Origin of the sequence: Dietzia sp. B32 (assembly GCF_024732245.1) — a bacterium.
Taxonomy (GTDB): domain Bacteria; phylum Actinomycetota; class Actinomycetes; order Mycobacteriales; family Mycobacteriaceae; genus Dietzia.
Genome location: NZ_CP093845.1, coordinates 2,986,272 through 3,010,457, shown reverse-complemented (window position 1 = coordinate 3,010,457; position 24,186 = coordinate 2,986,272). Strand labels below are relative to the sequence as shown.

At 71.8% G+C, this 24,186-nt stretch carries 19 protein-coding genes, 2 tRNA genes, 4 pseudogenes and 1 riboswitch; of the genes and pseudogenes, 14 read left to right on the top strand and 11 right to left on the bottom strand.

Annotated features, from left to right (window positions below):
• Window positions 1-45: 45 nt before the first annotated feature.
• Window positions 46-1,386: a serine hydrolase gene (locus L8M95_RS14240; RefSeq protein ID WP_260486752.1), complete on the bottom strand. Its 1,341-nt coding sequence runs from the start codon at window positions 1,384-1,386 to the stop codon at window positions 46-48.
• A 4-nt stretch (window positions 1,387-1,390) separates the two neighbouring features.
• Window positions 1,391-3,454, bottom strand: a complete 2,064-nt coding sequence (locus tag L8M95_RS14235; protein ID WP_260486751.1) for a TPM domain-containing protein — start codon at window positions 3,452-3,454, stop codon at window positions 1,391-1,393.
• A 68-nt stretch (window positions 3,455-3,522) separates the two neighbouring features.
• Here L8M95_RS14235 and dnaG point away from each other — a divergent pair, with 68 nt between their 5' ends.
• Window positions 3,523-5,553, top strand: a complete 2,031-nt coding sequence (gene dnaG, locus L8M95_RS14230; protein WP_260486750.1) for a DNA primase — start codon at window positions 3,523-3,525, stop codon at window positions 5,551-5,553.
• A gap of 81 nt (window positions 5,554-5,634) precedes the next feature.
• Window positions 5,635-5,707, top strand: a tRNA-Asn gene (locus L8M95_RS14225).
• 56 nt (window positions 5,708-5,763) lie between these two features.
• Here L8M95_RS14225 and L8M95_RS17615 read toward each other — a convergent pair.
• Window positions 5,764-5,859 (bottom strand): annotated as a pseudogene (locus L8M95_RS17615) (deaminase); the annotation flags it as partial.
• Between L8M95_RS17615 and L8M95_RS14220 the strand changes: the two are divergent.
• Window positions 5,834-6,148: pseudogene (locus L8M95_RS14220) on the top strand (molybdenum cofactor biosynthesis protein MoaE); the annotation flags it as partial. The pseudogenes L8M95_RS17615 and L8M95_RS14220 overlap by 26 nt on opposite strands.
• A 5-nt stretch (window positions 6,149-6,153) precedes the next feature.
• Here L8M95_RS14220 and L8M95_RS14215 read toward each other — a convergent pair.
• The 3 genes and pseudogenes from L8M95_RS14215 to L8M95_RS14205 form a co-directional block, all read right to left on the bottom strand.
• Entirely contained in the window at window positions 6,154-7,710 is a 1,557-nt protein-coding gene (locus L8M95_RS14215) for an HNH endonuclease signature motif containing protein (RefSeq protein WP_260486749.1), read from the bottom strand.
• A 107-nt stretch (window positions 7,711-7,817) separates the two neighbouring features.
• Window positions 7,818-8,163 (bottom strand): annotated as a pseudogene (locus L8M95_RS14210) (dihydrofolate reductase family protein); the annotation flags it as partial.
• A 49-nt stretch (window positions 8,164-8,212) separates the two neighbouring features.
• On the bottom strand, window positions 8,213-8,635 hold the full coding sequence (locus tag L8M95_RS14205; protein WP_260486748.1) for a nuclear transport factor 2 family protein: 423 nt from the start codon (window positions 8,633-8,635) through the stop codon (window positions 8,213-8,215).
• Between the two features lie 59 nt (window positions 8,636-8,694).
• Between L8M95_RS14205 and L8M95_RS14200 the strand changes: the two genes are divergently transcribed.
• The 4 genes from L8M95_RS14200 to L8M95_RS14185 all read left to right on the top strand — a co-directional run bounded on the left by L8M95_RS14200 (window position 8,695) and on the right by L8M95_RS14185 (window position 12,609).
• On the top strand, window positions 8,695-10,083 hold the full coding sequence (locus tag L8M95_RS14200; RefSeq protein WP_260486747.1) for a carboxylesterase/lipase family protein: 1,389 nt from the start codon (window positions 8,695-8,697) through the stop codon (window positions 10,081-10,083).
• Between the two features lie 52 nt (window positions 10,084-10,135).
• Window positions 10,136-10,212 (top strand) — tRNA-Ile (locus L8M95_RS14195).
• 109 nt (window positions 10,213-10,321) lie between these two features.
• Window positions 10,322-11,872: a cobyric acid synthase gene (locus L8M95_RS14190; RefSeq protein WP_260486746.1), complete on the top strand. Its 1,551-nt coding sequence runs from the start codon at window positions 10,322-10,324 to the stop codon at window positions 11,870-11,872.
• Complete coding sequence (locus L8M95_RS14185; RefSeq protein ID WP_260486745.1) at window positions 11,869-12,609, top strand: cobalt-precorrin-6A reductase; 741 nt, start codon at window positions 11,869-11,871, stop codon at window positions 12,607-12,609. The genes L8M95_RS14190 and L8M95_RS14185 overlap by 4 nt, the downstream gene beginning before the upstream one ends.
• Before the next feature lie 26 nt (window positions 12,610-12,635).
• On the opposite strand, the gene L8M95_RS14180 is transcribed toward L8M95_RS14185, so the two are convergent.
• Genes L8M95_RS14180 through L8M95_RS14165 form a run of 4 tightly spaced genes read right to left on the bottom strand, consistent with a single transcriptional unit; the run spans window position 12,636 to window position 17,298 of the window.
• Window positions 12,636-12,902 (bottom strand): hypothetical protein, encoded by a 267-nt coding sequence (locus L8M95_RS14180; protein WP_260486744.1) that lies wholly within the window; start codon window positions 12,900-12,902, stop codon window positions 12,636-12,638.
• A gap of 9 nt (window positions 12,903-12,911) precedes the next feature.
• Window positions 12,912-14,426, bottom strand: a complete 1,515-nt coding sequence (locus L8M95_RS14175) for a cobyrinate a,c-diamide synthase (RefSeq protein WP_260486743.1) — start codon at window positions 14,424-14,426, stop codon at window positions 12,912-12,914.
• A complete protein-coding gene (gene cobO / locus L8M95_RS14170; RefSeq protein ID WP_260486742.1) occupies window positions 14,420-15,034 on the bottom strand; it encodes a cob(I)yrinic acid a,c-diamide adenosyltransferase in 615 nt (204 codons plus the stop codon). Before cobO ends, L8M95_RS14175 begins: the two co-directional genes overlap by 7 nt.
• The gene (locus tag L8M95_RS14165; RefSeq protein WP_260486741.1) at window positions 15,034-17,298 is read right to left on the bottom strand and encodes a VWA domain-containing protein; all 2,265 of its coding nucleotides are present in this window, start codon (window positions 17,296-17,298) and stop codon (window positions 15,034-15,036) included. The genes cobO and L8M95_RS14165 overlap by 1 nt, the downstream gene beginning before the upstream one ends.
• Window positions 17,299-17,319: 21 nt before the next feature.
• Window positions 17,320-17,504: riboswitch (cobalamin riboswitch) on the bottom strand.
• Between the two features lie 75 nt (window positions 17,505-17,579).
• On the opposite strand from L8M95_RS14165, the gene cbiE reads away from it, so the two are divergent.
• Together cbiE and L8M95_RS14155 are read left to right on the top strand one after the other, a co-directional pair.
• The gene (gene cbiE / locus L8M95_RS14160) at window positions 17,580-18,824 is read left to right on the top strand and encodes a precorrin-6y C5,15-methyltransferase (decarboxylating) subunit CbiE (RefSeq protein WP_260486740.1); all 1,245 of its coding nucleotides are present in this window, start codon (window positions 17,580-17,582) and stop codon (window positions 18,822-18,824) included.
• Window positions 18,821-19,579 (top strand): cobalt-precorrin-4/precorrin-4 C(11)-methyltransferase, encoded by a 759-nt coding sequence (locus tag L8M95_RS14155; protein WP_260486739.1) that lies wholly within the window; start codon window positions 18,821-18,823, stop codon window positions 19,577-19,579. The genes cbiE and L8M95_RS14155 overlap by 4 nt, the downstream gene beginning before the upstream one ends.
• Window positions 19,580-19,912: 333 nt before the next feature.
• Here L8M95_RS14155 and L8M95_RS14150 read toward each other — a convergent pair whose 3' ends face one another.
• Window positions 19,913-20,302: a heavy metal-responsive transcriptional regulator gene (locus L8M95_RS14150; RefSeq protein ID WP_007928756.1), complete on the bottom strand. Its 390-nt coding sequence runs from the start codon at window positions 20,300-20,302 to the stop codon at window positions 19,913-19,915.
• A gap of 105 nt (window positions 20,303-20,407) precedes the next feature.
• On the opposite strand from L8M95_RS14150, the gene merA reads away from it, so the two are divergent.
• The 5 genes and pseudogenes from merA to L8M95_RS14125 form a co-directional block, all read left to right on the top strand.
• Window positions 20,408-21,808 (top strand): mercury(II) reductase, encoded by a 1,401-nt coding sequence (gene merA, locus L8M95_RS14145; RefSeq protein ID WP_017838447.1) that lies wholly within the window; start codon window positions 20,408-20,410, stop codon window positions 21,806-21,808.
• A 511-nt stretch (window positions 21,809-22,319) separates the two neighbouring features.
• On the top strand, window positions 22,320-22,679 hold the full coding sequence (locus L8M95_RS14140; protein WP_031265333.1) for a helix-turn-helix transcriptional regulator: 360 nt from the start codon (window positions 22,320-22,322) through the stop codon (window positions 22,677-22,679).
• A complete protein-coding gene (locus L8M95_RS14135) occupies window positions 22,676-23,272 on the top strand; it encodes a cadmium resistance transporter (protein ID WP_017838449.1) in 597 nt (198 codons plus the stop codon). The genes L8M95_RS14140 and L8M95_RS14135 overlap by 4 nt, the downstream gene beginning before the upstream one ends.
• Window positions 23,273-23,616: 344 nt before the next feature.
• A complete protein-coding gene (locus L8M95_RS14130) occupies window positions 23,617-24,030 on the top strand; it encodes a recombinase family protein (RefSeq protein WP_394344343.1) in 414 nt (137 codons plus the stop codon).
• Window positions 23,996-24,186, top strand: a pseudogene (locus L8M95_RS14125) (cytochrome c oxidase assembly protein); the annotation flags it as partial. The gene L8M95_RS14130 and the pseudogene L8M95_RS14125, both read left to right, overlap by 35 nt.

The window sequence follows — 24,186 nt, the reverse complement described above, 5'->3', positions numbered from 1 at the left end:
CCCGACCCCGCGGCCGCCGGCCGCCGCCCGCGCTCGGGGCCCCCGTCAGCCGACCGCGCGCACGACCGCGCCGACCAGTCGCTCCACGCCCACCGCGTCGAGGCTCGAGCCGGGGGAGAAGCCGGTCCGGACCACCACGAGGTCGGCCGAGGGGACCACCACGACGTACTGCCCGTCGTGCCCGGAGGCCCAGAAGGCGTCCGCCGGCATTTCCGCGAACCGGGGCGGGGAGCCGTCGCCGGCCTCGTTGAGCCACCACTGGGCGCCGTACGGTTCGGGTTCGCCGCCCGCCGGGACCCCGGTCGTGGCGTAGTCCATCCATCCCGCGGGCAGCAGCCGCTGTCCGTCCACCTCGCCGTCGTCGAGCACGAACCGACCGAACCGCGCCCAGTCGCGCGGGCTCGCCCACAGGTACGAACTGCACACCGATCCGCCGGAGGCGTCGGCCTCGAGGACAGCGCTGCGCATCCCCAGCGGGCGGAAGAGCAGTTCCGCGGCCATCTCCGGCCCCAGTCCGGTGCGTTCGTGCAGCAGGTCGCAGAGAATGTTGCTCGTGCCTGACGAGTACTGACGGAACTCGCCGGGGGCGTGGGCGGTCGGCTGTGACGCGGCGAACGCGGCCATGTCCGGTTCGAGGAAGAGCATCCGGGTGATGGGTGTGCCCAGGTCGTACTCCTCGTCCCAGTCGAGGCCGGACGTCATGCGCAGCAGGTGGTCCAGCGAGATCCGCGACCGTTCGTCGGTCCACTCGGGGCGCAGGCCGGTGGCGGCGGGGTCGAGGCCGGCGTCGGGGAACTCGACCTGTGCGCGCCCGACGAGCGTGGAGGCCACGCTCTTGGCCATGGACCAGCCGAGCTGGCGGGTGTCCGGGCCGAAACCGTCGGCGTACCGCTCGCCGAGGATCTCGCCGCGATGGACGACGACGAGGCCCCGCGTCCCCTCCTGCGCCGCGGCCTCATCCAGTGCCGACGAGACCTCGTCCGGGGCGTCGGTCGCCTCGGCCAGGCGGACACCCTGTGCGCCGTCCTCGCGCAGTGGCGGGGGCGGCTCACTGCCCTGCGCTCCCGCGGCGCGGTCGCCGAGGGCGCAGCCGTGCTCGGAGACGTGGGCGGTCTGCCGGAAGCCCACCCCCAGCACCGAGGCGGTCGCGGTCCCGGCCTGCTCGTCGACAGACGTCCGCATGACGGGGACGAGCGGGTTGGGCGGGAGGTCTGACCCGTAGTCCTCGCGGCCCGCGAGGTAGTGCAGGGCGCACGCGTTGTGGGCGGCGTACCCGGTGCCGGTGAGCAGCATCGGCCGGTACCAGGCGCCCACCGCGACGACGGCCGCGACGAGGAGGACGATCACCGCGACCACCGCGATGAGGGCTCTGCGCCGACGAGTCATGGGGTCAGAACCGCCCGCCCGCGCCGCCGCCACCGAAGCCGCCGCCACCGAAGCCACCGCCGCCGCCCAGGCCTCCGCCGCCGAAACCGCGGGCGGAGCCGAAGCCGCCCCCGCCGCCGCGGAGCATTCCCTGGATCAGCGCGCCCGCGACCATGCCGCCGACCATCGCACCGGTGCTGGACCCGCCGCGGCCGTAGGGTCCGCGCCGTCCGCCGTAGCCTCCGTAACCCCCGGAGTACTGGGGCCGGGAGGCGTCGCTCTGCGCCAGCCGCAGGGCCTCGCGGGCGAGGTTGAGGGCGCGCTCGGCGGCGGGGAACGCGGCCGGCCCGACCGTGCCCTCGGCGGTCGCCAGCGAGCTCTTCGCGGCCGCGAGGCGGGTGCGGGCGGCCTGCCCGATCACGTACGAGCGGCTGCCGATAAAGTCGTCGGCCTCACGGACTGCTCCGGCGGCGCGGGTGATCGCGGCCCGGCGGGCGGCACGGGCGCGGCTGGCCGCCTCGGCCTCGTGCCCGGCGGCCGCAAGGGCCTCGTCGAGGTCGCGGTCCACGTCGATGAGTCGGGAGAACGTCCCCAGAGGGTCGGTCTGCCCGTCACGGCGGGCCTCGTCGACGGCCTCGCGTGCGGCGGCGGCCACCTGCGTGAGGGTCCGGCTGGAGGTGTCGCTGACGTCGGTGGAGGCGAGCAGCCGCGAGGCCATCGTGAGCTCGTCCTCGACCTCCTCGATCAGCGGAGCGAGGTCGCGGCGCGCGGTGGCGATGTCGTCGGCGGCGTGGTCCACCCCGTCGACGAGCTTCTCGGCCCGGGAGAGCTCGCCCTCGGCGGAGGTGATGGCGTCCACGGCCTCGCCCTGCTCGCCGACGGGCCGGGCCAGTGCCGCCCGTGCGCGTGCGGTCTCACCCTCCGCGGCGTCGAGCAGCTCCGCGGCCAGGGAGAGGTTGTCGGAGATGGAGGTGAGCACGCCGGACGAGAACCGCTCGCGCAGGTCCGCCATCGACTTCTCGGCCTCGGGGAGCCGGGCGCGGAGGGTGACCGCGCGGCGGGTGAGCGCGTCGACGGAGGCGGCGCCGTTGATCAGCAGATCGCGCATCTCGGCGAAAGCCGTGGACTGCCCCTCCAGGCCGCGTTCGGCGCGTTCGGCGCGGGCGGCCACCTCGAGCAGCATGGCCTTGCGTTGGTCGGGTGTCTCGGGGATGTCGTCGTCGAGTCGCTGGACGAGCGCGTGGGCGGCGGCGACGTCGGACCTGGCCGAGTCGAGGGCCGCGCGGAACGGCCGGGTCCGCAGCTCGCCGAACTCGCCCGCGGCGGTCTCGAGTGCTTCGGTGGAGGCGGCCACCGACTGATCGGCGTCGGCGAGGCCGGAGCGGGCCCGGGCGTCGAGCACCTCCACCGGCAGGGCGGACATCCTCGCGGTGTCGTCGCCGGGGATCTCGCGGGCGTCCTCGGCCTGCTTGGCGGCCCGGGTGGTGCGGCGCCGGCGGGAGAACAGGACCACTGCCACGACCAGGGCGATGATCACCGCGATGGTGGCCAGCAGGGCGAACGGCGAGATCTCCGAGCCGGAGCCCTGCCGCTCGAGCCCGTCGGCGGCGCCGGTCACCGCGCCCGCCCAGTCGCCTACGGCCAGGCGCGGTTCGATGTCGCGGTCGGCGATCCGCTGATCGGAACGCTGGTCTGCGGACTCGAACCAGTACCTTCCGTCCTCGACGGCCACCGCGAGAAGGACGTCCGAGGACCCCAGGTCGGACAGTTGCGCGGTCTGCCGGGCCCACTGGTCGGGCGGGATCCCGTCGAAGCTGTCGACGAACGTCACCCACAGCTGGATCTGGTCGGACGAGCGCAGTTCGGCCAGTCGGCTCTCCACCTCGGGGGTGTCACCGCCGAGGACCCCCGCGGAGTCGGTGAGCTGCTGCTGCAGGTTCGACGGGGGCTCGGCCGAGGCGCCGGGGGCGGCCCACACCAGCGCGCAGGCCAGGAACGCGACCACCGTCGCGAGCGCTGTCACCGGGGCCTGGCTGAACCGGGAACGGGGTCGCCGGGCGGCGGCGGGCAGGAGTCGGGCGGCGATCATGGCCCCAGCGTATCGGCCCCGAACAGGGGGCACGCCGGTCCTCGCCGGAGGCGGCTACTCTGGGCGTCATGGCAGGGCGGATTCCGGAGCAGGACATCGCCGCGATCCGCGAACGCACCCGTATCGAGGAGATCGTCGGCGAGTACGTCGCGCTCAAACCAGGTGGCGCGGACTCGCTCAAGGGGCTGTCCCCGTTCAAGGACGAGAAGACCCCCTCGTTCCACGTGCGTCCGCAGCACGGCTACTTCCACTGTTTCTCGACGGGTGAGGGCGGCGACGTCTTCGCGTTCCTCATGAAGATGGAGCACATCAGCTTCGTCGAGGCGGTGGAGCAGCTGGCCGACAGGCTGGGCTATCGCATCTCCTACGAGGGTGGCGGTCAGGTCGTCCAGCGCGATCGCGGCACGCGGTCCCGGCTGGCGCAGGCCAACGCGGCCGCGCAGACGTTCTACGCCGAGCGCCTGGCGCAGGACCCGGAGGCGGAGACGGCGCGCACCTTCCTCACCGACCGCGGGTTCGACATGGCCCAGGCCCAGCACTTCGGCTGTGGGTACGCGCCCGCCGGCTGGGACACCATGAGCAAGCACCTCATGCGCCAGGGGTTCGAGCCCAAGGAGCTGGAGGCGGCCGGGCTGTCCAAGACGAGTTCGCGTGGCACCCTCATCGACCGTTTCCACCGCCGGTTGCTGTGGCCCATCCGCAACCTCGGCGGTGAGGTGATCGGGTTCGGCGCGCGCAAGCTGTTCGAGGACGACACCCTGGGCAAGTACATGAACACGCCCGAGACGATGCTCTACAAGAAGTCGCAGGTGCTGTTCGGTCTGGACCTGTCCAAGCGGGAGATCGCCTCGCAGCGCCGCGCGGTCGTGGTCGAGGGGTACACCGACGTCATGGCCATGCACGCGGCCGGCGTCACGACGGCGGTGGCTGCGTGTGGCACCGCGTTCGGCGAGGACCACCTGTCCACGCTGCGGCGCCTGATGTTGGACGACAACTACTTCCGCGGCGAGATCATCTACACCTTCGACGGCGACGAGGCCGGCAAGAAGGCCGCGCTCCGGGCGTTCTCGGGTGATCAGCAGTTCTCCGGCCGGACGTTCGTGGCGGTGGCCCCGCCGGGGACGGATCCGTGCGACCTGCGTCAGAACAAGGGCGATGCGGCGGTGCGGGATCTCGTGTCCGCGCGGGTGCCGATGTTCGAGTTCGCGATCCGGTCGATGCTGGAGGACTACGACCTCGACCACGCCGAGGGGCGTGTGGAGGCCCTGCGGCGCACGGTGCCGGTGGTGGCCGACATCCGCGATTCGACGCTGCGTGACGAGTACGCCCGCCAGCTCGCCGGCTGGGTCGGTTGGGACGATCCTGCGACGGTGGTACGCCGCGTCCGCGAGGAGGCGCGCAAGAAGGGCCGCGCGCGGTCGGCCGGGTCGGGTCCGGGGCTGCGCAAGCGTGCCCCCGGTGGACCCGGCGGGGGAGCCCGACCGGGGTGGGACGCCGCCGAGCGTGGGGGCGGCGCGGGTCGTGGCCGTGGGGGATACGACGACGACGAGGCCGGCGGCCGCGAAGCTCCGCAGACGCCGGAGGTGCCGACGGGCGTGCCCATCCCCGCCGCGGCGGACCCGGTGCGGTGGCCCCAGCGGGAGGCCGTGAAGGCGGCCCTGCAGTACCCGGGCCTGGCGGGTCCGCTCTTCGACTCCCTACCGGAGGAGTGCTACACCCACCCCGCCTATGCCACGATCGCGCAGGCGCTGTCGAAGGCCGGGGGGTGCGCGGCCGGCAAGAGCGGCGCGAACTGGGTCGCCGAGGTCTCCGAGGGGCTGGGCGACGACGGGCTGCGCCGACTGGTCGGGAGCCTCGCGGTGGAGACACTGCGCGTGTCCGAGGAGGCGTTGCCCCGCTACATCTCCGGTGTCCTGGCGCGTCTGCAGGAGGTGTGGGTCTCGGGTCAGATCGCGGATCTCAAGTCCAAGGTGCAGCGGATGAGCCCCGCCGAGGACCCCGAGGGGTACTCGGCGTTGTTCGGTGATCTGGTGGCTCTGGAGGAGTACCGGCGTGGCCTGTTGAACCAGGCGGTCGGCGCTACTCCGGATATCGCCTGACCAGCCGATTTGGTTCGTCGGCCTGCGGCGCACTAAGGTGAGTTCTCGGTATCCGGCATCACCGCCGGGTGCCAGCAGTGATCCCCCATAGCTCAATTGGCAGAGCATTCGACTGTTAATCGAAGGGTTATTGGTTCGAGTCCAATTGGGGGAGCTCAGCAACCAGGTCAGTGGCTTCCGAGCCCTGGCCTGGTCTGCATTTCAGGGTGGTCAGCCGGGTGGGGCGTGCAGGGTGGGCCGGTAGATCAGCTCCTGGATCCGGCCGTCGAGGGTGCGGCTCTCGAGCAGTTCGAGGTCATACTCCGCTCACCCCACGGCCCGGGACACTCTCGCCCGGCTCTGCGACGAGGTCGCGGCCGAGCACACCTCGGCGGCCGATTCCGGGCGCACGGTCCGCGTGTCCGCCGTCCACCGCGTGGGCGTGCTGCCGGTGGGCGAGGTCGCGGTGGTGGTGGTCGCTGTGGCTCCGCATCGGGCCGAGGCGTTCGCGGCGTGTTCGGAGCTCATCGAGCGGCTCAAGCACGGGGTGCCCATCTGGAAGCGGCAGCGCTTCACCGACGGCGTCTCCGAATGGGTGGGCGTCGGCGACTGCTGAGTTGGTCAGGCCGGCCGTCTGCGGGGTCCGTACCTGTCCTGACCCGGCGGATTGATGAGTGTGCCGTCGTCGGCGACGATGCGGTCGGCGAAGGCGTTCCACTCGCGTTCCCAGATGGCGTCACGGGCACGGGCCAAGGGGCCCTTGGGTCTGGTGCGGTGTTCGTGTCCGGTGTCGGTGATGATGACGAGTTCACCCAACGGCCCGGACCGGTAGGCATTGGTCCCGAACGTCTTCTCCCGGTGGTGTTTGCGGCACAGGCAGACGAGGTTCCACTCGGTGGTCGGCCCGCCGAGCTCGGGGTCCTTCGTGTTGAACGCGATCACATGGTCCACGTCGCAGGCCTCGGCGGGAACCGAGCATCCCGGGTGGCGGCAGGTCCCGTCGCGCATGCGGATTCGCTCGGCCATCGCCGGGGTGATCACGTAGCGCAGGGCGTGCTCGGGGGAGTCGAGCACGCCGGGGGCGGGGTCGATGAGCTCGAACCGCACGCTCGCGTCGTCGCCCTCGAGCAGTTCCGTGCAGAGCCATTCGACGCTGCTGTACGTGCCGTGGACGAACTCGACGCGGTTGGGCAGGCCCCGGGCCGCGGAGGCGATCACGCTGATGCGGATCGGCTGACCGGCCCGCGCGGCGTTGCCCAGCGTGGGCCGGGGGAGGTCCGCCCCGAGCCTGACGTCGCCGAGTTCGATGCCGTCGTACTCGGACGCAGGGGCCGGGTCGGAGCCGGAGCCGGGGCCGGAGCCGGAGCCGGGGCCGGGGCTGGTCGCGGACGGGCCACCAGCAGGCGGATAGACGGCGAGCGCGGCGAGGGCGTCGGCGCGGAGCTGGTCCAGGGAACCGTCCAGTCCGTCCGCCGAGGCGGCCGACGCATCGGTCTCGATGCGACGACGGAGGAGTTCGGCATCGGCGGCGGTGAGCTTGGCCCACATCGTGGCCATGCCGTTCCGGTCGCCGCGGAATCGGACCGAGCGGGTGGCGGCCGCCGCTGCGGCGGCGTCCTGCGCGGCAGCCGGGTCGTGTCGCTCCACGGCGTCATCGATCGCCGAGTCCACCGCGTTGCGGGTCGGCCGGTCGCCACCGTCGAGATCGTCCGTGAAGCGCGCGACCACCTCGTCCTCCACGGCCGACACGATCGCGTCGGGCACCTCCGCCAGGCGACACGCGATATCGACCGCCACCTGCTCGGGCAGCAGCCCGCGGTCGACCGTGGATCGCAGACGGGGCAGCCGGCGGTGGATCTGCGTCCCGGCCGTCACCAACCGCGCGGCGTGCCAGCACGTGAGCTGACACGCCGCCACGAGGTGATCGCGGGCCCGGGCCTCCGGATCCAGCCGGGCGTACGCGGGCCGACGCGACCCGGCGCCGGCGCCTCCCTCGTCCGCCTGGGCCTGGGCGGACCGGGCGAACTGGTCGACCAGGACGTGTGCCGCCTCGAGCCGCGTGGCCCCGGCACGGTTCTGCGCCAGCGTCGCGGCACGGGCCGCCTCGCTGACAGCCTCCATGTCGACCATGCCGAGGGGCTCGGGTACGGCGAACAGCGAACTCGTCGTCGTCACCATTCCACCCCCGCCCTGTCGGTGTCGAACTTACATTCGACGATACCCACGCAGGCGGACTAGCACAAGGGTTCGATCACGTTCGAATGCTCATCCCAACCGGGTACCCACCCACTGCGCCAGGGAAACACCGTCACCTGCACCCGATCGACCAGACCGGCGGCCATCAGCGCCCGGTTCATCGACAAGCTGCCGTGCGAGCGCAACGACACGTCGGATTGCTGCTTCAAGCGAGCGACCACCTCGACGGCGTCTCCGCTGACGATGGCCGCGTCCGGCCAGTCGAGGGGACCATCCAGGGTCGTTGACACCACCGTCGTCGGCAGCGTGGTCATCTGGGTGACCCAGGGGTCGAACACGCCGGAATCGTCAGTAGCCGCCCCAATCACCGTTGTCGTTGTACGACCCGAAGCCGTCGAGGCTGGCGAAGACGTCAAACGTGGAGGTGGCGGTCATGGTGTTGCGTCCTAGATCGTGGACGCCTCCCATGGGAGGTGCCCGGAGGTCAGCCCGGTTGGAGTGTCCGGAAATCGCCTCGGTCGAAGCTGATGTGGAACCTCCTCGAGTCGATCCGCCAGCCGTCCGGCGTCCGGGTCCACAGGTCCGAGTACTCGCCGAAGCACTCGTAGGACAGATCGGACCGGTCCCCGGCGCCGAGGTGGAGGACCCGCGCATACGTGAGGCTCCGCGCCCGGTCCTCGTCTCCATGGAAGGCGAGCTGCACCCGATGGTTGCCCAACAGGTGCTGGGATGGTCCGCAGCCCCCGAGGTGCTCCCTGACCCTCTCGACGATCGCCTGCCGACCGGTCGCGCCGTACCCGGTCGCGGACTCGGTGAACAGCTCGCCCAGCCCGGCCCAGTCACGTGAGTCCAACGCTGCGGCCACGTCGGCCAGACGCTCGATGATCAGGTCCCTGTCACTCGTCATCTCCCCTTGGTAGCAGTGATCGCCGGGGGATCTCAGCTGTCGTCGCTAATCTGGCCGCCATGACCGACGTCGAGATCGCGCTGTCCACCGGCCGCGTCAAGGGCACCGATCTGGGGGATGTGGTCCGCTACTACGGCATTCCGTACGCCGAGGACCCCGTCGGCGACCTGCGGTTCGCCGCCCCGGTCCGCCGCGAACCGTGGCCGGGCGTCCGCGACGCCACCCGGCCGGCGGCCACCGCGCAGCGGCTGCGCTTCGACCCCGATCCGGCGATCCCCGAGCCGATCGTCGCCGGCACGGACATCCTGCACGTCGACGTGTGGGCTCCCGCCCAGGGCACGGGCCACCCGGTGCTGGTGTGGATCCACGGCGGCGGCTGGGAGTCCGGATCGTCGCACCAGCCCTGGTTCGACGGGACCGCCTTCGCGCGCGCCGGGATCGTCGTGGTCTCGGTGGGCTACCGCCTGGGCGTCGAGGGGTTCACCGCGTTCCCCGACGCCCCGGACAACCGCGGGGTGCGGGATTGGATCATGGCCCTGGAGTGGGTCCGCGACGAGATCGCGGCGTTCGGCGGCGACCCCGGGCAGGTCACGGTGTCGGGTCAGTCGGCGGGCGGCGGGGCGGTGCTCTGCCTGCTCGCCTCGCCGTTGGCGGCCGGCCTGTTCCACCGGGGGATCGCCTCGTCGCCCGCGGTACTGCGATCGCCCGCCGCTCAGGCACCCAAGGGGACGACCGCCGCGGAGTTGGCCGCCGGCGGCCGGGGTGCCGTCGACGAGTTCCACCGGCGCCTGCGCAAGGACAATCCCTTCCTCATGCCGTTCCGGCCGACGGTCGGCGACGACACCGTCCCGGTCCCGCCCCTGGAGGGCATCGGGAGCGGTCCCGGGCTCGACCTGCCACTGCTCATCGGCTCCACGGCCACGGAGTTCGAGGGGGTCGTCCGGGCCCTCCCCGGGCCGGCGCTGGTGCCGGGTGCCGCGATGATCCTGCGGTCCCAGGAGCTGCCCACCACCGGACTGCGCGCGCTGGCCAGGCAGTCGGCGGGCAAGTCGCTGCGCCGGGCGGTGGGGGCGGTGGTCGACGCCGCGACCATCCACTCGACCGTCGTGCGGGCGGCGGAGACCCGGGTGGCCGCCGGCGCGCCCACCTGGGTGTACGACTTCCGCTGGGCCGAGGGCCGCGGCGCCGTCCACTGCGCGGACCTGCCGTTCTTCTGGTCGGTTCCGGAAGCCGCGAACGTGCGGGCCTACCTCGGAGCGGATGCGCCGCCGGAGCTCGTCGATGCGATGCACCGGTCGTGGGTCGACTTCGTCCGCTCCGGGGACCCGGGGTCCCCGCCCTACGAGGCCCCCGGGAGGCGCGTGCAGGTGTGGGATGACCCTCCCGCTGTCGTCGAGGACGGACTGGCCGATGTCCGCGCGGTCTGGTGGCCCGCCGGAGGCTCCTGACGCCTTGCTACGATTGCGCCGCGCGTGCCGGTGACGTACCCGGCGCGTGCGGGGGGCTATAGCTCAGTTGGTTAGAGCCGCGGACTCATAATCCGCTGGTCGCGGGTTCGAGCCCCGCTGGCCCCACCATCGCTCGACTCATCACCACAGCTGGCCCCACCACCACGCCGCGACCCCACCTCGGACGCGGGTCGGCCCGGTCGGGCGGGTCAGGAGCGCCCGACTAGGATCGATCTCCATGGTCGCCTCCCTGCTCATCGCCGGTACGACCTCGGATTCTGGGAAGAGCGTCGTGGCCACCGCGCTGTGTCGGGCGTTCGCCCGACGCGGCATCGACGTGGCCCCGTTCAAGGCCCAGAACATGTCCAACAACTCGATGGTGGTCGCCGCCCCTCGCCGCACAGGTCCGCACGGCACAGGCCCGGACGGCACCGCCGAGATCGGGCGCGCGCAGTGGATCCAGGCCCTGGCCGCGGGCGTGGCCCCGGAGCCGGCGATGAACCCTGTGCTCCTCAAGCCCGGTGGCGACCGGCGTAGCCACGTGGTGGTGATGGGACAGCCGGCCGGGTCGGTGTCCTCCCGCGACTTCGTCGACGGACGGGCCCACCTGGCCGACGCCGCGTTCGCCGCCTACTCCGACCTCGCCTCCCGCCACGAGCTCGTCATCTGCGAGGGAGCCGGCAGCCCCACCGAGATCAACCTGCGCTCGAGCGACTACGTCAACATGGGGCTGGCCCGTCACGCGGACATGCCCGTCGTCGTGGTGGGGGACATCGACCGCGGAGGCGTTTTCGCCGCCCTCTACGGCACGGTCGCGCTGCTCGAGCCCGCCGATCAGCGGCTGGTCGCCGGGTTCGTCATCAACAAGTTCCGCGGCGACCCGACGCTGCTGGCCCCCGGGCTGCGGCAGATCGAGGACCTCACCGGCCGGCCGGTCCACGGGGTGCTGCCCTGGAATCCCGACCTCTGGCTGGACTCGGAGGACGCCCTCGCGGTGGGTCCCCGCGCCGCCGACGCCGCCGCCACCCTGCGGGTGGCCGTGATCCGTCTGCCGCGGATCAGCAACTTCACCGACGTCGACGCCCTCGGCCTGGAGGCGGACGTCGATCTGGAGTACGTCACGGAGCCCCGCGACCTCGCGGGGGCGGACCTCGTCGTCGTCCCCGGGACCCGCGCCACCCTCGACGACCTCGCCTGGCTCTGCGCCCGGGGCCTCGACCGGGCGCTCACCTCCCACGTCGAGCGCGGCGGCGCGGTGCTGGGGATTTGTGGCGGCTTCCAGATGCTCGGCGGGGAGATCTCCGACCCGGACGGCATCGAGGGCGAGCCCGGCGCGCGGGTGACCGGCCTCGGACTGCTTCCCGCCACCACTCGCTTCGGCGCCGAGAAGGTCCTGCGACTGCCCACCGGACGTGCGCTGGGTCAGGACGTGGGCGGGTATGAGATCCACCACGGCAGGGTGAGCGTCGGCGGCGGGGCCGAGCGGGTCGACGACGACGAGGAGTTCCCCGGCGGAGCCCGGCGGGGCCGCGTGTTCGGCACCATGTGGCACGGAACCCTCGAATCGGACGGCTTCCGGTCGGCGCTGCTGGCCGAGGTCGTCGGCGGCTGTGGCGGCGTGGGTCGTGCGCGCCCGGCGTCATCGGTGAGCTTCGCGCGGGCCCGCGAGGCCCGCCTCGACCTGCTGGCCGATCTCGCCGAGGAGCACCTCGACCTGGACGCGCTTCTCGAGTTGGCCCGCTCGGGTGCTCCGGAGCTGCCGCTGCTGCCGCCGGGGGCGGACCGATGAGCGTGCTGATCCTCGGCGGCACCGCCGAGGCCCGCGACCTCGCCGTCCTGCTGCAGGAGGGCGGCCTGCGGTTCTCCTCGTCTCTGGCGGGCCGGGTCGCGCGGCCCCGGTTGCCGGTGGGGGAGGTGCGCGTCGGCGGGTTCGGCGGCATCGACGGGCTCCGGCGGCACCTCACGGAGGCCGGCGTCACCGCGGTCGTGGACGCCACCCACCCCTTCGCCGCCGGCATCTCGGCCAATGCCGCAGCCGCCTGCGCGGCCGCAGAGGTCCCGCTGCTGCGCCTCGAGCGACCGGGGTGGGTCGCCGCCCCCGGTGCGGACGGCTGGCACTGGGTGGACGACCACGACGAGGCCGCCGCTACCGCGTCCCGCGTGGGCCGGCGGCCGTTCCTCACGATCGGCCGGCAGTCGCTGGACAGGTTCGTCGGCCCGCTCGCCGAGCACCACGCGCTCGTCAGGGTGGTGGACCCGCCGGAGGTGGAGCTGCCCGCGTCGTGGCGACTGCTGCTGAACCGCGGCCCCTACTCGGTGGAGGGTGAGCGCGAGCTCTTCGCCGACCACGGCGTGGACGTGCTGGTCACCAAGGACTCGGGCGGCGGTCACACGTGGTCGAAGATGGCCGTGGCCGACGAGCTCGGCGTACCGGTCGTGGTGGTGCGGCGGCCCGGGTCCGCGCCGGGCGTTCCGGTGGTGGGCAGTGCCGCTGCCGCCGCGGAGTGGGCCAGCGTCGCTGACTGACCTGGCCGGCGCCCCGAGGATCGCGGTTAGAGCAACTTGATGTGGATCTCGCGGATCCGGTCGTCGTCCACCGTGTAGCGGCCGCGCAGAGTCAACGTCATGGTCTGCCCCTCGTCCAGTGACATCCCCATGAAGTCCTTCACGTCGGCGCGTGCGGTGAGCGTGTTGACCACCGTGACGGTGGCCGTGTCGCCGTCGATCTCGATCTCCTCGGTGGTCGTCCCGCCCCGGGCGGTCAGCGAACCGGATGCCGGGTCTACGCCTATTCGGCCAGAACGCGCCCGCGACCGCAAGGGGCCCGGCTAGCCGAGTCGGGCGGGCCGACGCGCGGTGGCGAAGCGCCGCGCGTGCGCCGCGAACCGGGCCGCCATCGCCGGATGCCCCGCCCAGTGCGTGTGTAGGTAGGACGCGTGGACCGACCCGCTGACGAAGCCCTCCGGTCCGGCGCTGCTGGTCCATGCGGGAGCTGCTCCCGATTCGTCCGCGCGCGAGCCCGCCGCGCCGGCGGGCGGGTTCACGGCCGTGCGGTGGAACTCGTGGCCGGTGACCTCGGTGCCGGCGGTCGCCAGGACACTGTCGGCGACGGCGGTCGACCGGCGGTAGGCCAGCGTGAGCCGCGGGGCCATGGCCGCGTCGGCGTCGACCGCACCGACCATCGGCGTCCCGTCGAGGGTGCGACAGAGGTAGAGCAGGCCCGCGCACTCGGCGACCGTTGGCGTCCCGGCCATCGTCGCCGCGCGCAGCGCCCCCAGCATCGGCGCGTTGGCGGCGAGGTCCGCGGCGTGCACCTCGGGGAACCCGCCCCCGAGGTAGATCCCCGCAGTGGTCTCGGGAAGTGTCTCGTCGGCCAGCGGGTCGAACGGCGCGACCGAGCAACCGGCCGCCTCGAGCAACTCGACCGTCTCGGCGTAGCGGAAGGTGAAGGCCCGGCCACCGGCCACGGCGATGAGCGGGCGGACCTCGTCGTCGTCGACCTCGTGGGCCCGGTCATCCACCGCCGTGCCTCGGCCCGCGCCGACACCACCAGTGCCGATGCCGCCCAACGCTGCTCCCGCCGACCACGCCTCGCCCGCCAGCGGCGGCGCCTCACGCGCGATCCGCATGACGGCCTCCAGGTCGATCGACGCGGCCACCTTCCCGGCCAGGTGGTCGAGCGAGCGCGCGGCCTCCGGGCGTTCGGCGGCGGGGACCAGGCCGAGATGGCGGGAGGGGGCGGTGACGTCGTCGTCGCGCTGGAGGACACCCAGCACCGGGATGCCGAGGGGCGCCAGCGCGCGTCGGACCTCGTCGGAGTGGCGGACCGAGCCAGCCTTGTTGAGCACCACCCCGGCGATCCGCACAGCCGGGTCGAAGGAGGCCATCCCCAGCACCACCGCGGCGATGCTGCGCGAGGCGTGGGAGATGTCCACCACCAGCACGACGGGGGTCCCGGTGAGCGCGGCGACGTGGGCGGTGGAGGCGAACCCGTCGCCGCCGATGTGCCCGTCGTACAGGCCCATGACGCCCTCGATCACCGCGACGTCGGCGGGCCGCCCGGCGCCGATCCCGGTCCCGCCCGCGCCCCCTCCCGCGCCGGCGCCGTGCAGCAGCAGCGGCACGATCCGCTCCTCGCCCACCAGGTGCGGGTCCAGATTGCGGCCCGCCCGCCCGGTGGCCAGAGCGTGGTACCCGGGGTCGATGTAGTCGGGGCCCACCTTGTGCCCCGAGACCTCCAGCCCGGTGCGGCGTAGCGCCGCCATGAGGCCGGTCGCGACGGTGGTCTTGCCGTGCCCCGACGCCGGTGCGGCCACCACGATGCGCGGCAGCTCGGTCACCATTCGATGCCCCGCTGCCCCTTCTGCCCGGCGTCCATCGGGTGCTTGACCTTGCCCATCTCGGTGACCAGGTCGGCGACCTCGAGCAGCCGGGGGTCGGCGTCGCGGCCGGTGATCACCACGTGTTGCCGGCCGGGGCGGTTCGCGAGGGTGGCGACCACGTCGTCGACATCCACCCAGCCCCATTTCATGGGATAGGTGAACTCGTCGAGCAGGTAGAGGTCGTGCCGCTCGTCGGCGAGGCGCCGCTTGATCTCGGCCCATCCTTCGGCGGCGTCGGCGGCGTGGTCGTCCTCGGTGCCGTCCTTGCGCGACCACGACCACCCCGAGCCCATCTTGTGCCACTCGACGGGCCCGCCCTCGCCGGTCTCGTCGTGCAGGCGGGCGAGGCGTTCCATGACGGTCTGCTCGCCGATGCGCCACTTGGCGGACTTGACGAACTGGAACACCCCGATGTCCCAGCCCTGGTTCCAGGCGCGCATCGCCAGGCCGAACGCGGCGGTGGACTTTCCCTTGCCGGGCCCGGTGTGGACCATGACCAGCGGCCGGTTGCGGCGTTGGCGGGTGCTGAGCCCGTCGTCGGGCACGATCTCCGGCTGTCCCTTGGGCATCAGGCCACCTCACCTTCGGTGCGCGGATGGCCGGGTCGCATGCGGTCGTCCGGGGCCGGGCCGCGGTCGGCGGAACCTGGGTGCGCGGTGCGGGCGCGGACGGTATCGGTGAGTCCCTCGGCGGTGACCTCGCCCAACGGCACGTGGTCGGCGCCCAGGTGCCCGGCGAGCTCGGAGGCCAGGCCCATCCGGAAGCGGCCGGTCTCGCAGTCCACCACCACCGAGGCCACGCCGAGGGAGGCCAGCCCGGTCGCCGCGGTGCGGGACCTGGCGAGGGCGTCCGGGCCGTGGGTGGCGCGGCCGTCGGTGACGACGACGAGGAGGGCCCGCCGCCGCGGATCGCGGACGCCTTCGATGCGCAGGACCTCGGCGGCGGTGAGCAGTCCCTCGGCCAGTGGGGTCCGGCCGCCCGCTGGGAGTTCCGCGAGGCGGGTGGCCGCGATGTCGACCGACGAGGTGGGCGGCAGGGTCACGTGGGCCGCGGACCCGCGGAAGGTCACCAGTCCCACCTTGTCGCGGCGGCGGTAGGCGTCCAGCAGTAGGGAGAGGATCGCGGTCTTGACCTGCTCCATCCGGGTGCGGGCGGCCATGGAGCCGGAGGCGTCCACGCAGAACAGCACGAGGTTGGACTCGCGGCCCTCGCGCACCGCCGAGCGCAGGTCCTCGGCGGCCAGCCGGAGTCGACCGCCGTTGCGGCCGGCCTCGCGACCCCGGGCGGACTGCTGCGGCGCGGCGGAGCGGATCGTGGCGGGCAGGTGCAGGTCGGCCCCGGTGAACGCGCCCGCGCCGATGCGGCGGCCAGTGCTGGTAATGGCCCTCGACCGGCGGCCGGCCGCGCCCTGGCCGGTACCGGCGACGGCGAGCAGGCGGGTGCGGTACGGCGCCGCGGCCGCGGTGACTGTGCCCGGCTCGGGCGGGATGGGCCCGGGTGCGTCGGACCGCGAGCCGTCGCCGGGGGTGTCCTCCGCGGCGTGTCCGCCGGGCAGCTCGTCGGCTCGGCTGTCGGCGTCGTCGTCCGAGTGGCCGTCCGCCTGGTCGGTGCCCGCGGTGCCGGAGGCGTCGGCAGCGTCGGGGCTGTCCTCGGTCTGCTCGGTCTGCTCGGGTGCGTGCTCGTGCCCGGCGTCCTCGGCCGAGGCCCGCGCCGGGGTCGACTCGGCATCCGTCGTGTCTGCCGACGCGGACTCGTCTGCGGACTCCGACTGTTCGGCGTCGTCGGCTGGCGCGGTCTCGTCCCGGGGGTCGGGATCGGGCTCGTCGTCGTCGCCCAGGAGCCGTTCCAACAGGTCCTCGTCGAGCCCCGGCGCATCGAACGGGGCACGACGGCGGCGGTGGGGCAGTGCCATGCGCGCGGCGACGCGGATGTCCTCGCGGGTGATCCGGGTCCGGCCCTGCCATGCGGCGTGGGCGGCGGCGGTGCGGGCGGTAACGATGTCGGCGCGCATGCCGTCCACGTCGAAGCCCGCACACACCCGGGCGATGGTGGACAGCGCCCAGGGGGTCAGTCTCACCCGGTCGAGTACGCGCCGCGCGGCGGCGATCCGCTCGCGCACTGCGGCCTCGTCGGCGGCGTGGGCGGCGACGAATCCCGCCGGGTCGGCCTCGAACGCGATCCGGCGGCGCACCACCTCGGCGCGCAGCTCCGGGTCCCGGGGCGCGGCCACCTCCACGGTGAGGCCGAAGCGGTCCAGGAGCTGGGGCCGGAGCTCACCCTCCTCGGGGTTCATGGTGCCGATCAGCACGAAGCGCGCGGCGTGCTCCACCGAGATGCCGTCGCGCTCCACGGTCACCCGGCCCATCGCGGCGGCGTCGAGCAGCAGGTCCACCACGTGGTCGTGGAGCAGGTTGACCTCGTCCACGTAGAGCAGTCCGCGGTGTGCGCGGGCGAGTAGGCCCGGTTGGAACACGGTCACCCCGTCGGCAAGCGCACTCTCCAGGTGTAGTGATCCGGTGATGCGGTCCTCGGACACCCCGATTGGTAGCTCGACCAGGCGGACGGGCCGCCGCTCGGTGGGCGCGTCGTGGGGGATACGCCCGTCCGGGGTCTCGGAGCCGCGGTCGTCAGGTGCGGAGGAGAAGCGGTCGCCGGTGACGACCTCGACCTCCGGCAGGATCCCGGTGAGGGCGCGGACCATCGTGGACTTGGCCGTGCCCTTCTCGCCGCGGATCAGCACGCCGCCGACCGCCGGGGACACCGCGGTCAGGGTCAGGGCCAGCGCCATGTCGTCGGAACCGACGACAGCGCTGAAGGGGTAGTGCAGTGGCATGGGGGCTCCCGCTCTCGTCTGCCAGGCTGGTCAGCGCGAGGCCGGTCTCCGGACTTCCCGGCTCATCTCGGATGTGCGCGCGGGGCGCGATCGCCTGAGAGGCCGGGTTACCGTAGCGGGCCCTGTGCCGGATTCTCACCGGCTTCCCTGATTCTCCCCTCCGCCCGCTCTCGCGGTCGTGGGGCACCTCGTGCTGTGGGGTCTGTTCGGTTGTGTGGTGCCGAGGCTAGCCCAACGGCCTGTCCCGGGGCGCCTCAGGTGTCGCGGTAGGGTTCCGCGTCATGAATGCACGGGTGGTGGTCGTCGGCATCGGCGGCGACGGGTGGGCGGGGCTCGACGAGGCCCGCCGTCGCGCCATCATGGGCGCCGATGTGGTGCTCGGCGGCGAGCGTCATCTGGCGATGATTCCGGGCGAGGTGACGGCCGAACGCGTGCCGTGGCCGCGGCCGCTGCGGGACGGGTTGCCGGAGCTGCTCCAGCGGTGGGTCGGGCGGTCGATCGTGGCCCTGGCCTCGGGCGATCCGCTGGTCGCCGGGATCGGCACCACCCTGATCGAGCTGCTCGGCGCGGACGCGGTGGAGGTGCTCCCGGCGGTGTCCTCGGTCGCGCTGGCCCGCGCCAGGATGCGGTGGCCGGCCGAGTCCGTGGCGGTGCTGCGCGACCACCGCGCGCTGCCCCGTGAGCTGGCGCCGGGGCGGCGGGTGCTGGTGCTCTCGGCGGATCGGAACACGCCGGGAGAGGTCGCCGCGACGCTCCGGGGCGCCGGATACGGGGGGAGCGAGATGACCGTGCTCGCCGATCTGGGGAGTCCGACCGAGGCCCGGTTTTCCCGCGCGGCGCGCGACTGGGCTGTCGATCACGAGGCCCCCGCCCTGCACGTCCTGGCGGTTGAGTGCGTGGCCGACGCGTCCGCCCACCCGCTCGGACTGGTGCCGGGCCTGCCCGACGACGCCTTCGAGAACGACGGCCAGCTCACCCGCCGCGACCTGCGGGCTTCCGCCCTGTCGCGGCTCGCACCGATGGCCGGTGATTTGCTGTGGGACGTGGGCGCCGGCGCCGGGTCGGTGGGCATCGAGTGGATGCGCGCCCACCCGTCATGTCGGGCGATCGCGGTGGAGGCCGATCCCGAGCGGGCGGCGCGTGTCGCGCGCAACGCCGTGCGGCTGGGGGTGCCGTCGTTGGAGGTCGTCCACGGACGGGCGCCCCAGGCTCTGGACGGTCTGCCGCGGCCGGACGCGGTGTTCATCGGTGGAGGCGGCACTGCTCCTGGCCTGCTGAGACAGTGCTGGGACGCACTTCGTCCCGGCGGACGGCTGGTCGCGCATGCGGTGACTCTGGAGACCGAGCGCGTGGTGGTCGACGCCCGCGCCGAGTTCGGCGGGGAGCTGACCAGGATCCAGGTCGAGCACGCGGACTCGATCGGCCGGTTCGCCGGCTGGGCCCCCGCCCGTGCGGTGGTGCAGTGGGCGGCCGTGAAGCCATTCGTCGCTGCGGCTGATACTTCGGAAACAGGGGAGAGCTCGTGACCGTTCACTTCGTAGGAGCCGGCCCCGGCGCCGCTGATCTGCTGACGCTGCGCGCGGCTGCGTCCCTGCGCGAGGCCGACGTCTGCCTGTACGCGGGGACGTACCTCGACGACGGTGTGCTCGACCACTGCCGACCCGAGGCCCGGCTGGTGGACACCCAGCATCTGGACCTCGACGGGATCATCGGCGAGATCGTCGCCGCTCACGCCGATGGGCTCGAGGTGGTTCGGCTGTGTTCGGGTGACCCGTCGCTGTACTCGGCTCTCGCCGAGCAAACTCGCCGGCTCGACTCGGCTGGCGTGCCGTGGGACGTCGTTCCTGGTGTTCCGGCCTATGCGGCGGCCGCCGCCGAGCTGGGGGTGGAGCTCACGGTTCCCGAGGTGGTGCAGTCGGTGGTGCTCACCCGCGTTCAGGCTCGGTCGACGGCGATGCCGTCGACGGAGTCACTGGAGAACTTCGCCGCCACCGGCGCCACGCTGGTGCTGCACCTGGCGATCACCCGGATCCGTGAGCTGGCCGAGCGTCTGGTGCCCACGCACGGTGCCGACTGCCCGGTGGCGGTGGTGGCCAACGCGAGCCGCTCGCACCGCGTGGAGCTGCGCGGCACTCTCGCTGACATCGCGGCAGAGGTGGAGGCGGCTGGCCTGCGCCAGGCAGCGGTGATCCTCGTGGGACCGGCGCTGGTGCGGCCGGGCGAAGCGGAATCGTGGTTGTACGCGTCGAGCCCGGAGCGAGAGTCGAAGCGGCGGGGCTGAACGGATAGGCCGAAGGCAGCGGGCAACAGACAGTGTCCTCCGGCCGCCAGGAAGCCCGAACCGACGCAACGGTATCGGCGAAGGGCCGCGTGGCTCGCCAGGAACGCCAGCTGCGAGACCCGTGAGGATCGGAGAGGCTTCAGCTGCGCTCGCCAGCATCGAGGCGTAGTCACGTCCCCTGTGGGGTACACCCTTACGATACGGTCGAGGATTGGGCATTGACGCTGTGTCGCAGGGTGGGTATGCCTGTGGCTTTCGCCGTTATATGGCGGGGTTCTGTCGACGCTCTGTGGCGGCATCTGCTCATGGCGATACACGCGAGCACCGGTCTGGTCACAGATAGCGGCAGACGGTCGTGGTGTCGCATTTGGTGGGGTCGCTGGTGGTGGCACTGTGGTGAAGGTGCGCGACGGTGTGTCGCAGTGCTTGCAGGTCGGCGATTTGGCGGTCCAGGTCGCCCAGGTGGGCTTCGAGCAGGGCGTGCACGTGCTGGCAGGGTGCGACTCCGGCGTCGCGGATGTCGAGGATCTCGCGAATCTGGGCCAGGGTGAGCCCAGCGGTGCGGCCGCGGCGAACGAAGTCCAGGCGCGCCAGGGCCGCAGGGGTGTAGTCGCGGTATCCGTTGGCGGTGCGCTCAGGCGCAGGTAGTAGGCCGGCTTCTTCGTAGAAGCGCAGCGTCTTGGTTGTGGTGCCGCTGGCCACGGCCAACTCACCGATGCGCACAGTGGCCCCTTTCTCGGCTCTCGTCCATGTTCGCCTTGACCTTCCCCTGCGCTGGAACGTCCACTATGGACGCTGAAGAGGGGTCACGCGAAGGAAGGTGGGCAAATGGGTGTGGACTACGACGTCGATCTGGCCGTGATCGGCTCAGGAGGCGCGGCGATGTCCGCCGCCATCGCGGCCAGCCAGGCCGGTAAGAGCGTCGTGCTGGTTGAGCGCGGTGTTCTGGGCGGGACGTGCGTGAACATCGGCTGCGTGCCGTCCAAGACGCTCCTGGCGGCCGCCGGGGCCCGGCACGCCGCGCTCACCAATCCCTTCAAAGGTGCCCCAACGTCAGCCGCACCGGTGAACCTCGGCGATCTGGTGGCCCAGAAGGACGCACTCATCGAGCGCCTGCGTGATGCGAAGTACGCCGATGTGGCCGCTGCCTACGGCTTCCAGGTCCGCCCAGGTCAGGCCAGCTTCCTGGACGGGGACACCCTGGCCGTCGACGGCCAGGCGCTGCGGGCCCGGGCCTATCTGGTCGCCACCGGTGCCACCCCCGCCATCCCGGAGGTGGTCGGTCTCGACTCTGTGGACCGGCTGACGTCCACCACCGCGATGCAGCTGACCGAGCTGCCTGAGTCCCTGGTCGTTATCGGTGGCGGGTACGTCGGGATGGAGCAGGCCCAGCTGTTCGCTCACCTCGGCACCCGGGTCTCTGTGGTCGGGCGTCTGGCGCCGCACGCCGAGCCGGAGCTGGCCCAGAGACTTCGGGAAGTCTTCACCGACGACGGCATCACCGTGGTCGAAGAGCGCGCGACCACTGTGGCCCGCGAACCAGGCCCCGCAGGAGAGGTGGTGGTGACCACGGACTCGGGCGAACAGGTGCGCGGCGCGCAGGTCCTGGTGGCCACCGGACGCCTGCCCCGCACCGACGGCCTGAACCTGGCCGCTGCCGGTGTGGACGTGGACGAGCGCGGCTTCGTCGTGGTCGACCAGACCCAGCGCACCTCCAACCCGCGCGTCTGGGCCGCCGGTGACGTCTCGGGGGCTCCCCAGTACGTCTACGCCGCCGCCGCCGGCGGTCGGGCCGCCGCGCTCAACGCCCTGACCGAGGACAGGTACCCGCCGGCAGCTCGGGTCGACTACGCCGGCTTTCCTGCGGTCGTGTTCACCCGGCCCCAGCTGGCCTCGGCGGGGTTGACCGAGGACGAGGCCCTCACCCGAGGGCACGCGTGCGACTGCCGCGTCCTGGACCTGTCCGATGTCCCCCGGGCGCTCGTCCAGCACGACACCCGCGGGGCGGTGAAGCTCGTCGCCGACGCCGTGAGCGGCAAGGTTCTGGGCGTGCACGCTCTGGCGGACGGGGCCGGGGAGATCATGCTGGCGGCCACCTACGCCATCAAAAGCGGCATGACCGTCGACGATCTGGCCGACACCTGGGCGCCGTACCTGACCATGAGCGAAAGCCTGCGCATCGTGGCCGGCCTCTTCCGAAACCAGATGCCGACGTCATGCTGCGCCTGAAACCCGCGGCCCCAGCGGGGTGGACGAGGGCTCCCGCGGCGGCCCGCCTGGCGCCGTGAATGTGCCTTAAAAACCTACAGTCTTATGAGACACCAGGCGGGGACCGGACGCCGAGACCGCTTCATGGGCCGATGGGCACCTTCTGCCTCTCGCGAAGTCGTCTCACCGTGAACTGTCGCAGGGTGGTGCTCGGTAGGGGTTTGTGAGTCATAATCATGTCATGAGGCTCTTGGGGTACACCCGCGTGAGCACTGCGCGTCCTGACTCGCAGTGCTGACGCGGGTGTACCCCAGATGCCTCATAGCCCGATTCTGCCCCACAAATCCCTACCGAAGCCGGCTCTGAAACAAATTACGTCAAGACGACTTAGTGAGACTCCGGTGGGTGCCTGTAGCGCCAGGAAACCTGTTCAAAACTGGCCGTAGTCCTGGACGAGATTAAGTGTCTTGACAACCTTTAGGTTTTTAGGGCGTTGTCACAACAGTTCAGCAGACGCTGTATAGTTCAGCAAGTGCTGACTATTGCTTCTCGTGTCGATGTGATGAACCGGTTAGGGCGGGCGATGGCCGACCCGACACGGTCCCGAATACTGCTGACCTTGCTGGAGCAGCCGGCCTACCCGGCGGAGCTGGCCCGGGATCTGGAGCTGACACGGTCGAACGTGTCGAACCATCTGGCATGCCTGCGCGACTGCGGGATCGTTGTCGCAGTGCCCGAAGGTCGCCAGACCCGGTATGAGATCGCAGACCCGCACTTGGCCCGGTCGCTATCTTCCTTGGTCGAGATCACCCTCGCGGTCAACGAAAACGCCTCCTGCTTGGAGCCCGACTGCTCAGTGCCGGGTTGTCACGCCACGGAGGTGCAGGCGTGATCCTGTCCTCGGCCCTGCAGGCGATCGGCCTGTTCATTGCCACCAATATCGACGACATCATCGTCCTGTCGCTGTTTTTCGCCCGCGGAGCAGGCCAACGCGGAACCACCGCACGCATTCTGGCCGGCCAGTATCTCGGGTTCGCCGGCATCCTCGGCGTGGCTGTGCTCGTCTCCCTGGGCGCGGGAGTCTTCCTGCCCCCGCAGGCCATCCCTTACTTCGGGCTGATCCCACTGGGCTTGGGACTGTGGGCCGCGTGGCAGGCCTGGCGCGGGGACGATGATGACGACGATGCAAAGGTCGAGGGCAAGAACGTCGCCGTGTGGACCGTGGCCGGCGTAACCTTCGCCAACGGTGGAGACAACATCGGCGTTTACGTCCCCGTCTTTCTCAACGTGGGCCCGGGAGCCGTGGTCGCCTACTGCATCGTGTTCCTGGTGCTGGTGGCGGGACTGGTGGGCCTGGCAAGGTTCGTCGCCACCCGCCGACCGATCGCCGAAGTCCTGGAGCGCTGGGAACACATCCTGTTCCCGATTGTCCTGATCGGCCTAGGCGCCTTCATTCTGATCAGCGGCGGAGCATTCGGACTCTGACAAAACAGACGCAAACCCGGCCGCCCACCCGTGAGCCGCCGACTCGCTCTAACCCTTTCGGCCAGAACGCCCGATTGGTACGTCGTACGTCGCCGCCAAGAAGTAACCACAGAAGACCGCCACAAAGCGATCAAGTCCACAGGTATGCCTAATTATGACACGCGGTCCCGTACAATCTAGAGTCTATTGATACACAGACTCGGCGGAGGGGCCTTTTGATAGCGGAGCGGATTGGGACGCTGCGGGGGCGGTCGGGTGACGGTGGCGAAGAGGTCCTCATCGTCAGCCGCGGGAAGGTCCAGACACGGTTCCGTCGCCGAGACGAGTTGGACTGGGGCTTGCGCGTGGAGACGACGGACTCGGAGAACATCGTCGAGGGGAAACAGAAGCCGGCCCGCCGATCGTCACGGCCACGCGGACAGCGGGTGGCGTACGTGCGAGTGTCCGCCGCCGACCAGAACGAAGCTCGCCAGCTCCAAGCGGTGGGGGAGTGCGACCGGATTTATGTAGAAAAGGAGTCGGGGCGATCGCGTACTGGCCGAGAGAAGCTCGCTGAGTGCATCGGGTACCTGCGAGACGGTGACGAGCTTGTTGTTGCTTCGATGGACCGACTCGCTCGCTCCTTGGTCGACCTCAAGCAGATCGTGGGTGAGATCACCGCCAAGGGCGCGAGCGTGGAGTTCGTCCACGAACGGGCCACCTACGCCGCCGGCGGTGGTGCTGGTGCTGTTCATCGCCGCTCACTCGATGCTCGGTAGGTGGCTATACGGACACCCGCCGACCGGCGTGGATCCGGCCAGCGCGCGGATTGGCGCGCAACTGATGTTCTACGGCGGCGAGGTCATCGACTTGGCTCTGCTCATCCTGCTGTTCAGTGGCTGGTATCCGCGAGCGAGCCCTCAACGCGGGCTACT